Here is a 9005-nt window from a genome sequence, read left to right on the forward strand (position 1 = left end):
GGCCTTTTTCAGCAGCCTGTTAGAGAACACCATCAGCTCACTCCCGACCTTCGCTGCGGATGGCGAGAGTGGCGGCACCGCGGGACTTTGCTGGCTTTCGACCAACGGCAGCTACCTATCCGGGACAAAAATCGTGATTTATGACCCGGCCAGAAATCATGACCAGAACCTAGCAGCGCCCACTCCCGGTTGAGAAGAGGAGTAGAACTTCAGGTCAGCATATATGTGATGCAAGGCGGGTCTAGAAAATAGATTTGAAGTAGAAACGAGCTAGGTTCAAGCAGCGCCGCAGATGCTACGGGTCCCTCGCAAGAGCAGCAATCGAGAGCGGATGATCCTGATTCCCGGGTAGTTTCGCGAGTATTAAATCCCAGTCTTCGTCATAGTCATCAAACTTGAAGATCGGTTGCTGTTTGATTGCCGTGAAGCCAGTTTCATCCCGAACCATGAGCGTCATCAGTATTTCGCCACCTATGCCAATACGCTCCATTCTTGGACGTTCACGGTCTTCGTGCTTTTGCAGTAGCATCAGCTCGACAAACTCTTTAAGTCCGTTAATCTCCGGAAGCTCACCCGAGTTTGGAGCAGGTTTTGCGGCAACCCCGTAGCCCATAGGCTCAGAGACGAAGTCGTTTACCGAACGGTAAGCAAAGCCGATGAAAGCGTCATCGACGGTGCTCCACCCATAGACATAGACTGTGCTCGTAGAGCGACGCCCCTCCTCAGTTTGATAATCAGGCTCGGAGTGTAATTGCAACCAAAGATCGCGAAGAATATCGGTGGCGTACTCATCAAGGTGGGCGACGTCTGACACTACGCATTTACTATTAGCGTGCGCCCAAAACCGCTTAGCCATAGGTTGCGCACCAGTGCCTGCAATACACAAACCCAGATGCGACAGGGGGAACACCTTCGTTGTCATTAACGCGGGTCGATGGTCGTCACCAGATAGCGCCAAGCTGTCAGATAAGATGAGAACATGTTCGGGAGCCAGCTCCCAGTTAAGTGCGGTCATACGTGTTCCGTGGATTGCTTTTATTTGAAGTTTAAAGTGGGGGCTAAATATGCCGATAATGCTCGGGAACGGTAGCAAAGCTCGCCGAATTAGCAAGGCAAAAGCCTCAGTGTCAATTTAGCTGCAATGCAGAAACGCCGTAAAGCACGGCTCACTCCCGATGTTTGCTGCGGCTCGCGCGTGCGTCGGCACTGCGGACGGAGCGGGCATTCGATTCGCTTACTCTAACGTCCGCTCAAAGTCTGTGTTTCAAAATTATAGTCAAAGTAATGCCGCCCGAAGAAGGCAAGCCGTCGTGCTTCCGTTCCAATGATCCTATTGTAAATATCCGAATAAGTAACCTTCAATTCTATATTAAGAAGAACCCTTCTTGTTGCCTCCCTGCTCATTATATAATCTTCGTCTTCCGGGTCCCCTTCCAGTTTCAATAGGTGCAACACGCTGCCAGCGGCAAGTGTCTTTCCTTTTAAGTTTCCAGAAAAGAAAGACCAATTACCCTCAACATTGTTGCATTCCATGTGCTCGATCAACGTGGTGGTACATCGCTTGGAATCTCCGCAAAAGACTGTAATGGCATCTATTTTCATGGGGCCAACGCCCGAATTTCTGAGCCAAACTGCGATCTCGTTCTCGTAATCGACGTAGCCAAAATGGGCTATCGGTCGGACGGATAATTGATTGTGCCTGCGTTGTAATAAAAGAGCATACGCGCTCAGTAATACAGCAGCTAATGCAGCTAGCGCCGAGCCCAGCCCTGAGATTGCTGCGAGTGTGTTAGGATGTTCGCTTGCAAACTGCAAAATCTTTTCGAACAATTCATTAATTCCCTTACGCTAGCAATAGGTCGCAAAACGCGGATTTATCGTGGATGCGTTTCAAGCGCTTCAGATCTGATCTGAACATAGAACACAGTCAAAGATTGGTCAGCATTCGTCGAAGATGGGCTCTCCGCAAACCTTCGCCACGCCCTACCTGAGCGGCGGCAGCGAGGACTTTGCTGCCATTCGCTGCGGCTGCGCGAAATTCTGCTTTTACCTCAACTGTATCTAATCAATACCGTAAATCATTGCCGCATACTCGCGAACTCCATCTGGTGTATTGCCGTCTATTTCCCGTAGGTATTCCAAGAATTCGTCTGTGTCGCTGAGAGAGAAAATGCGGGCCTTGTACTCCAACTCAGCCTCAAGTGGTTCCTCCTTCAATAATGCAGCGCAGCGCTTGTCGACGAATAGTGCATCCAGGTATGGCGCGTACGTCGAGATTGTCCTCACATCGTTCACGAGGCCACGGTCAACTATTCTCTTCTCGCCCATCGCCACCCGCCGAGCCACAGCGGCAAACAGGTACGATGAAATTTTTTGGTGTGGTATTTTCTGTAGTTGATCCCAATGCCAAAACTCCATAATCTTGATCGGCTGCTGGCCTTCATCAACTCCACGATCTTCAAGTAGGCGGCACAGCTCTCTGTACTCTCGATAAATCGGCCTACCTGAACTCTCAAGAAGCGCCAGCGGGTCGTTTGGGTCAGGGTTTGAAACTTCCTCAAACCAGTTCGCAAAGGCCTGCTTCTTTGTCGGCCCAATTGCTGAGAACTCACTTTCGAGTACATCCGCAAACGTTACCCTCTTCTCAAGCCAAGTATCTGCGAGTTGTTTCATTGCATTATGCACTTCGCCCCTTACGGTACGAATGTGATCTGCAAATTGGCTATAGTCGGCCCGCACACCTACGTGCATGTCGGGCAGCCATTCGTTCCTTCGACTGTCCGCAATCTCGTCTAGGCTAAGAGAAACCGCAGGCTCTGCCCCATCGAAGTAGGCCTTTGCGAATTGAATGTCCTGCAAAAGCTCGACATCGCGAGAATCCATTAGGGAAACTTCACCACCGAAAAACTCATACAAACCCCGCAAGTCTATGGGGCTGTGGAAGACCGTTGTTTCATCATGATGGATATCGGAGTGGGGCAAGAAGACTTGCTGTAGATGAACGCACCGCCTTAGCAGCGCGTAAACCTCTTTTGCAAAACCTTCATGGCCCTTTGGCAGATTCCCGTCGTTCTTGACGTTGTAGATCATGCTGAACATGAACTGGTCCAGATAGATCGCCTTCTTGTCTAGTGCGGGTAGCGGGATATGCACCGTCGCTCGACAGTTTGTGCAGCGTTTGGTCAACGATTGCCCCCCGGCAGAGAGGATGCCCATTTTCGTTTGTTCGCACTTGGCGCATCGGGTGAACGGTCCGCGTTCCCATGTAAATCCGCTCAATGTGAAATCTCCGCTTGCAAGCAGTGGATATTGACCGCGCTCGCGAAAGCGACCTTTGCGCACTTCGCAGCATCGGTCAATCTCGGCTCGATCCGGACATTCCGCGTCCGTCGCCCAATCGGCCGCTGACGAGCTTGATTCTGCATATGGAGGCGGAGTTAGTTCGGCTTCTTTGATCGTCTCGTTTGACGCTCGCCCATAAAAAAGGGCGCCCGAAGGCGCCCTCGTCTCAACCTCTGGATCGCCGATCAGGCGAGCTCGAGGTTCTCGGCGGACTCGCGGCCATCGCGGCCCGACTTGATGTCGTAGCTGACCTTCTGGTTGTCGCTGAGGCCGGTCAGGCCGGAGCGCTCGACGTCCGAAATGTGGACGAAGATGTCCTTGCCGCCCGCATCGGGGGCGATGAAGCCGTAGCCTTTGGTTGCGTTGAACCATTTCACGGTGCCGGTGGCCATCGTGAAGTCTCCTGTCGTGCCTAGCCTGTTCGCGGAAGTGCAACAGCGTGGCGTTGTCGGCCATATCGAGTGCGCTGTGGTCCTGTCGGATATCAGGGGATCGATCGTGGTAACGTAGCGGGGCGATTTTGGCAGATCGCGCGAGGCCTGTCCGTCAATCGCGCTCGGTCGCAGGCCGGCTGTAAGGCTCCACGGAATTGTCGGCTCCATGTCCGGGCGCCCATCGGGATCGAAATGGTCAGCGGAGACATCGATACCGCACGCCTCCCAGAGTTTGGCGCTCTGAAAGAGATGGCCGCCAGCTTCCGGGCGGCGGCGGCGCATCTTCTGCGCGATGCGATCAACACTTTCCTGCGCCAGTTGCTCCTCCTCAAGGAACATTCGCGCGTTTTTTCATGGTCCTTCGACATGGATATCTCCCGTATTAGCGGGGATATGTGCGCCATGATGAAAGCAACGTTGGCCGATCTCCTGCCGGCGGTGTGCTAACTTGCATCGTCTCGGTGAGCTTCTGGATAGGCGGTGTTGCCTCTCAAGTTGGAGGGCGACATCGTCGAAGCTGGAAAAAGAACGGGACGAGCGGAATGAAGCCTCAGTTTGAATTCGAGAATTACCGGCCACGCCAAGGCCTTGCCGGTCGATACGAAGAGCAGTTCTTGCTCGACCGGTACTTCGATGACCTGCGTTTTCAGGAAGACTACAATCTCCTGTTTCTGACAGGACGCTCGGGCATCGGGAAGACAACGATGATCGAGACTTATAGGAATGGTCTCGATGGCAAGCGTTCCTCGAAGGAAAAGAACAAACGTCAGGATGTCGCCATCGGGTTGGTCGACTTCTCGAACCCGGACCGGCGGACCGCAGAGCGCGGCCTTGCTCAGATCAGAGCCAGCCTGTCGGCAAACCATCCCCGCGTGACATTCCCATGCTTCGATCTCGCGCTCACCGTGCTCTTCAAGGAAAGCAATCCCGAGAAGGACATCGAGCAGGAATACCCAAGGATCTTCTCGAAGAAGTTCAACTTGATCGGTGAAGAGCTTCTGGACTGGACAGCTGAATGGGCCGTCGATCCGGCCCAGGAGGTCGTGGGCGCGGTGTCCGGCTTCGCCAATAGTGGTTTCCTGAAAGGCATGGTCATGTCGGGCGTCCACCGGATCCTGAAGCACCATGAGTGCCGTGACGTCCGCGAACCGATGGAGCGCATCGCCAGTATGCCGGTCACCGAGATCCGTCGGCTCCTCCCAGACATCCTTGCCCACGACATCCGCCGGATGTCGGCGAAACGGCCTGACACCCGGCTCCTTCTGATCGCGGACAGTCTTGAGCAGACCCAAGAGGTCAAATGGCTCCAGCGGCTGATCCAGCAAACGAAAGGCATCGACGTCTTGGTGTCATCGCGAGAGATGCCCGATTGGGGAGAGCAGGGGTTTCATACCGTTGTCCAGCGCGTCATGCCCCTGCCGCCCGTAGGCGCCGAAGACCTCGACGAGTACCTCGCTGCCGAAGGTATCGATGATCCACACGCGCGGGATTCCATCGTCAGGTATTCTCGTGGTCATCCGCAGAAGTTTGAGCTACTGAAGTCTCGCTATCTGTCCGATCCCGATCTGGCGACGATCTCCGACGTCTTCCAGAACGAGTTGTCGGAAGTCAGCAGCCTGCCCCAGGAAGAGCGCAACCGCCTCGGACTAATCTCGATGGCTGTGCCGCTGGATCGGGAAACCTACGATGCCCTGAAGCTGGCGTACCCGTCATATCTCGGAAGCACCGACTGGGACACGTTCTTTCTCAACAGTTATCTCGAGGTGAGCGAGGACGGGGTTCTGGACATGCCGGCGACCTTACAGCGGGAGCTGGTCGCCGATTTCCGGGGACGGGAGCCGTCTTTGTTCACCCACATTGCCGAGACGCTGCATAGGCATCTCTCCGCCAGATGTGAGGCAATCACTCGGAACCCCATGTCGGCCGACCAAATTCGTCTGTGGTCTCTCGCTATGAGAAGTCTGAGGATCCACGATCCAGATGCGCACATCGAGGAATTCGGTGAGCTCTGCGGCGACCTCATCGACGGTCGCCAATTCGAAGCGATCTTCGAGCTAAGAAAGTTCAACTCAACCCGCTGGTTCCTGTCTGGCGCAGACGGCGTGCAAGCATCTCGTCTCGAGCATCTTCGAATCTGTGAGCTCGTTGCTGACATGTCTGCAAGCAAGCGCCCCCGTGATCACCGACACGTCCAGATCGCCTACCAAAACCTTTCCCGTCTCGAAGAGGACGAGGTGGATGTAGGGCTGGAGATCACCAAGCGCTGCAGCCTCAAATACCGCGAAGCGATGATCACCCAGAGCTACGACCTAGGTGTCCGTGAAACTGCACGTAAGCCGGTCTCAATCGGAATGAATACCTGGGAGCCGATCCTGCCTGATACTGAGCGCCTCATCATCGATCACATGGTGCAAACGGCGCAGAAAGCTCTGGATGAAACCCATACGACAGACCAGAGCGGTGCTCGAGTGTGCCTGGATAAACTACTGAAAACATCGCGCCCTAAAACCGATGACCTGCTGGCTGTCATCAACAGCCTACCGGACGACAACGCTGCCAGGGAGGCGGTTGTTAAGATCGCAGAGTACTACAGGGACATTCGACTTCTGGAAGCGGAAGCGGCGGTTTCGGAGAATTACACCACGATGGTGATTGATCCTGAGGCAACCCTCTCCGACTTCTCGCAGCACGCGTACGAAGTGAATGTGGTTGCGAAGTACCTTGAAGACGCGGATCGCCTTACGGACGTCGTCGGTGCCCCGCGAGTGCCAGGAAAAGTACAGCTCATTCGCGCCGAGGCATCCTGTCTCGATGGCGACTATGCATCTTCGCGACCGGCTTTCCGGAATGCGATGGATGTAGCAGAGGGCTCATACGCACCCGTCGCTGTTTTGTCGCGGGAGCTGACCCGGGCAGTCACCGCGGACGATTTCAATGCCGTCGTAGAAGTGGCAGACCTCGTTCAGTCGATCACGCAAACGGACACCTACCTGATGGCCGACGAGAAAGCCGATACGCTCCTGCGGGCAGGCAACGCTCTTATCAGTGTTTCAGAGGACCCCAACATCGCCGGTGCGCCTCTTCGAGTGGCCTACGACCTCTTGGCGGATGCAGAATACCTTACAACTGAACTCTGCGTCGGAGTCCTGAAATCCCGCATCGTTGTTCGGGGCTGGGGACACGAACCCGGATCGTACGAGGCCGATACCGAGGCGTTGGAGGCCGAGATGGAGCGTGTTCAGGCGGTCGGGCCCGATGGTCTCTACAGCAGATGGCGCAATGACACGTCGCGATCGTGGCCCGGTGACACACCAGAAGATGACGATCCTGAGGACGATCTCGAGGACGATTTCGGGATCAAATTCTGACCGGTCAGGATGGAGACATCCTGACCTCGCGCGCTTCGACTTCGTCCCAGGTGTCGCCGAACCAACTAAGGAATCCCATGTGCTCAGGGCCCGCCGTCAGTAGCAGCTCGCGTGAGGAAGCTGATGGTGGTCGCAGTAGTCCTTCAGGATCGTCGTGATCTCCTCCACGGCCGTCTACCGCGCCTGCGAGGCAGTGAACCGGTGGGTCAGAACGGTCAGCACATGCACCCCCGCGAGCAGTGCCGCGACGGCCAGGAGGTAGAGGGTGGCTTTCGCTCCGTTGTCGACCGCGAGCAATATTCCCGAGCCGAGATTGAAGGCGAGAACAAGCATGGGCAGGGCGGTTCGCGCCAGGGCGTAATCTTGATCCGCGACATACAGGTAGCTGTTCTTGCGCACGCCAACGACGGTCAGGGCCATGATGATGACGACCGAGACCGCGAACAGGACCCCCGGACCGGCCTGATTGACCTTTGCGCCGGTGCAGATGAGCCCCAGGAGAAAAGCCGGTCCAAGGATCCAGGCACTCCGGAGGCGAGCGCGCTGAAATTCATTCACGTCTTCCGTCCCTTCGCAAATATCGACAGGAAACTGCAGCACCCTTTGGCGCGGCCTGTCAATATTTAGGCGGTCTGCTTGCGGGTACGAAACGCAACTAACGGTCGATCAAAGCGGAGTCGTGCGTGTTCCACGGGATGATGGGCGCCCATTCCATATGATCATGGGCAGCGATTCCACGCGATGATGGGCAGCCGTTCCACGCGATCGTGGGCGGGTTTGGCCGACAGTCTGAAGCTACGGTGACCTTCGTTTTTGAACGAGGGAGCCGAGATGCCAACGGAACGACTGTCGATGCGCCGGATACGCGATGTGCTACGGTTGAAGTATGCTCAGGGGATGAGCGAGAGGGCGATTGCCGCCTCTCTTGGGCTGGGGAAGGGAACTGTCGGGGCCTATCTTGGGCGGGCGCGGACAGCCGGCTTGAGCTGGCCACTTCCGGGCGCGCTGTCCGACGACGACCTCGAGTTGCTGTTGTTCCCGACAGCGCCGTCGGTGGCGGACGGGGAGCGTTTCGTGCCCGATTGGTCCCTCGTGGATCGGGAACTGCGGCGGCCAGGCGTCACGCGTGCCCTGCTCTGGGAAGAGTATCGCGCGGCTCATCCGCTTGGCTTCGGCTACGCGTGGTATTGCAAGCATTACGAGGCCTGGAAGGGCCGTGTCCGGCCGACGATGCGCCAGACACATATTGGCGGCGAGAAGGTCTTTGTCGACTTCGCGGGCGACATGATCGACGTGATCGATCCTGCGACCGGGGAAGTTCGGGCCATGAAGCTGTTCGTCGCGGCGATGGGGGCATCCAACTACACCTACGCCGAGGCTGTGGCGTCCGAGGGACTTGAGGACTGGATTGACGCGCATGTCCGGATGTTCACGTTCCTCGGCGGCGTGCCGAAGGTCGTGGTGCCGGACAATCTGAAGTCGGCGGTGTTCAAGGCCGATCGTTTTGATCCGGGCCTGAACCGGACGTATGCGGAGATGGCCAGCCACTATGGCACGGCGATCCTGCCGGCGCGTCCCTACAAGCCCCGCGACAAGGCGAAGGTGGAAGTCGCCGTGCAGGTCGCGCAGCGCTGGATACTGGCACGGCTGCGCAACCTGCGTTTCTTCTCCCAGGCCGATCTGAATGCCGCGATCCGGCGGCTGGTGGATGAGTTGAACATGCGCGTGATGCGCGGCTAGGTAGTGCCCCGGGGGATGGTGTAAGAGCGCCGACCTTCGGAGAGGTCCAAAGCTGATCAGGTCGCCACGGCGGACAGCCGGATGTCGGGATTGTCGGTGACGCGCGCGAGGCTTTCAAGAT

Annotated in this window: 8 protein-coding genes and 1 pseudogene; 4 read left to right on the forward strand and 5 right to left on the reverse strand. The window is 56.5% G+C overall.

Going from position 1 to position 9005, the window contains the following annotated elements:
• On the forward strand, nucleotides 1-193 hold a 193-nt coding region (locus tag OCH239_RS23405), incomplete at its 5' end, for a hypothetical protein (RefSeq protein ID WP_211242041.1).
• A 102-nt stretch (nucleotides 194-295) separates the two neighbouring features.
• On the opposite strand, the gene OCH239_RS20525 is transcribed toward OCH239_RS23405, so the two are convergent.
• From OCH239_RS20525 to OCH239_RS20535, 4 genes are all read right to left on the reverse strand, one after another.
• Nucleotides 296-1015 (reverse strand): hypothetical protein, encoded by a 720-nt coding sequence (locus tag OCH239_RS20525; RefSeq protein WP_037267157.1) that lies wholly within the window; start codon nucleotides 1013-1015, stop codon nucleotides 296-298.
• A 224-nt stretch (nucleotides 1016-1239) separates the two neighbouring features.
• Nucleotides 1240-1830, reverse strand: a complete 591-nt coding sequence (locus tag OCH239_RS22415; RefSeq protein ID WP_244430416.1) for a hypothetical protein — start codon at nucleotides 1828-1830, stop codon at nucleotides 1240-1242.
• Between the two features lie 231 nt (nucleotides 1831-2061).
• Nucleotides 2062-3099, reverse strand: coding sequence for a hypothetical protein (locus tag OCH239_RS20530; protein WP_157578019.1), 1038 nt, complete (start codon nucleotides 3097-3099; stop codon nucleotides 2062-2064).
• Nucleotides 3100-3527: 428 nt separating this feature from the next.
• The gene (locus OCH239_RS20535) at nucleotides 3528-3734 is read right to left on the reverse strand and encodes a cold-shock protein (protein WP_037267161.1); all 207 of its coding nucleotides are present in this window, start codon (nucleotides 3732-3734) and stop codon (nucleotides 3528-3530) included.
• A gap of 234 nt (nucleotides 3735-3968) precedes the next feature.
• On the opposite strand from OCH239_RS20535, the gene OCH239_RS20540 reads away from it, so the two are divergent.
• Both OCH239_RS20540 and OCH239_RS20545 read left to right on the forward strand, forming a co-directional pair.
• Nucleotides 3969-4223, forward strand: coding sequence for a hypothetical protein (locus tag OCH239_RS20540; protein WP_037267162.1), 255 nt, complete (start codon nucleotides 3969-3971; stop codon nucleotides 4221-4223).
• A 95-nt stretch (nucleotides 4224-4318) separates the two neighbouring features.
• The gene (locus OCH239_RS20545; protein WP_037267164.1) at nucleotides 4319-7144 is read left to right on the forward strand and encodes a hypothetical protein; all 2826 of its coding nucleotides are present in this window, start codon (nucleotides 4319-4321) and stop codon (nucleotides 7142-7144) included.
• Nucleotides 7145-7318: 174 nt separating this feature from the next.
• Here the strand turns inward: OCH239_RS20545 and OCH239_RS20550 are convergent, their stop codons facing one another.
• Nucleotides 7319-7744 (reverse strand): hypothetical protein, encoded by a 426-nt coding sequence (locus OCH239_RS20550; protein ID WP_157578021.1) that lies wholly within the window; start codon nucleotides 7742-7744, stop codon nucleotides 7319-7321.
• A gap of 231 nt (nucleotides 7745-7975) precedes the next feature.
• On the opposite strand from OCH239_RS20550, the pseudogene istA reads away from it, so the two are divergent.
• Nucleotides 7976-8881 (forward strand): annotated as a pseudogene (gene istA / locus OCH239_RS20555) (IS21 family transposase); the annotation flags it as partial.
• Between the last annotated feature and the right edge of the window lie 124 nt (nucleotides 8882-9005).

Source organism: Roseivivax halodurans JCM 10272 (assembly GCF_000521785.1).
Classification (GTDB): Bacteria; Pseudomonadota; Alphaproteobacteria; order Rhodobacterales; family Rhodobacteraceae; genus Roseivivax; species Roseivivax halodurans.

What these genes read in the sequence shown, in the direction of transcription:
- OCH239_RS20540 (WP_037267162.1), top strand. Translation starts at nt 3,969, where the DNA reads ATGGTCAGCGGAGACATCGATACCGCACGCCTCCCAGAGTTTGGCGCT.
- OCH239_RS20535 (WP_037267161.1), bottom strand. Translation starts at nt 3,734, where the DNA reads ATGGCCACCGGCACCGTGAAATGGTTCAACGCAACCAAAGGCTACGGC.
- OCH239_RS20525 (WP_037267157.1), bottom strand. Translation starts at nt 1,015, where the DNA reads ATGACCGCACTTAACTGGGAGCTGGCTCCCGAACATGTTCTCATCTTA.
- OCH239_RS20530 (WP_157578019.1), bottom strand. Translation starts at nt 3,099, where the DNA reads ATGTTCAGCATGATCTACAACGTCAAGAACGACGGGAATCTGCCAAAG.
- OCH239_RS20545 (WP_037267164.1), top strand. Translation starts at nt 4,319, where the DNA reads ATGAAGCCTCAGTTTGAATTCGAGAATTACCGGCCACGCCAAGGCCTT.